Source organism: Pelagicoccus sp. SDUM812002, from assembly GCF_031127835.1.
GTDB lineage: Bacteria > Verrucomicrobiota > Verrucomicrobiia > Opitutales > Opitutaceae > Pelagicoccus.
This window is the reverse complement of record NZ_JARXHX010000091.1, coordinates 1-1,239: the sequence shown is the minus strand read 5'-3', so window position 1 is coordinate 1,239 and position 1,239 is coordinate 1. Positions and strand designations below refer to the sequence as shown.

The window sequence follows — 1,239 nt, the reverse complement described above, 5'->3', positions numbered from 1 at the left end:
AAAAACCCAAGGCTATTTAAGTACTAAAGATTGGCCCAACAAAACGTGGCATACAATTCCGGAGGCTGCGCCTCCTCCATCGTATGCACTCGACGTTGGGGAGAGAATAGAAATGAAAGTACGAAACCTAGAATTCAACGGAGACACCGCAAATCCGTCTTGGTTTGCGATCATCGATGAGCCCGGTTTCAAAAGTCATCTCTATATTTCAGCAGGTGAGAATGGCCCAGACGAAAGACAGTATGAAATTATGGATCGTTTTCTCGAACTCAGAGAGCCCCTTCTCGAAGACGCGAAATTTCGAGCTCTATCCGAAAACACGAAAAAGAAAATAAAAGATGATTCATTTAGTCTCGGTGCTGTTTTCATCCATTCCAAGGATGAGAATTACGAGATAGATTTAGCCGGATCACTAAAAGAAAAGAAGTTTTTCTCATCTTCCGACATTCCGTGGAATTTCACTATCGATTCCTCAACTTACAAACTAAAGAATTAACCCCAACAAAACGTGGCATACAATTCCGGCAGCTGCGCCGCCTCCATCGTATGCACTTGGCGATGGGGAGATAAGGAATTTTAAGTACCGAGTCGAAAACGACATGACCACAAGAGCCAACCAACAGTTTGGCGATGTATCCACTTTCTAGATCCAATAAGCAGATATGAAGACTAACCGACGGAATGATAAATCGATCCCTGGAAGGGAAACCCTTCAGACGTTCCTTCAAATAAGATGATCTTGCATTGGAATTACAGATCGCAATTCGACACGGAAACCACAGACTGATTCGAAGCCAAAAGAAGCCCCAACTTCCAAATCCAAACCAACTCTGAAAGTGAAATATTTAACCCCATCAAGTCGGTCCTCACAACTCGCGCAAGCGCTCGCGTGAGACCTCTGCGTTCTAAGAAAAAAGATGATCAGGTTGATGGATACAGAAGAAGGGTTTTCCGCATGGAAGGACGCAGCATCCTCAACCAGTGCGACCACGACATTCCAAACGAACACGACAGACAGATTTCAAATGATTCTGACAAACCGAAGGAACGAGACGAAATCTGACTTCAGCAGTTCGAGCTTCACCAACCGACAATCCAACCTGTTACCCTCAGATGACGAGCAAGGCCCCAAGCCAGTTTAAATATTCGATTCGAGTGTATGGAATCACTGGAGACACGTTCCCTGATATTTTAGAACAAGTCGGCCCATACAATTCCGGCAAACGCCCGCCTCTTTCA

Annotated in this window: 1 protein-coding gene; it reads left to right on the top strand. The window is 44.9% G+C overall.

Annotated features, from left to right (window positions below; translation table 11 throughout):
- On the top strand, nt 1–496 hold a 496-nt coding region (locus tag QEH53_RS23810; protein WP_309025736.1), incomplete at its 5' end, for a hypothetical protein.
- Between the last annotated feature and the right edge of the window lie 743 nt (nt 497–1,239).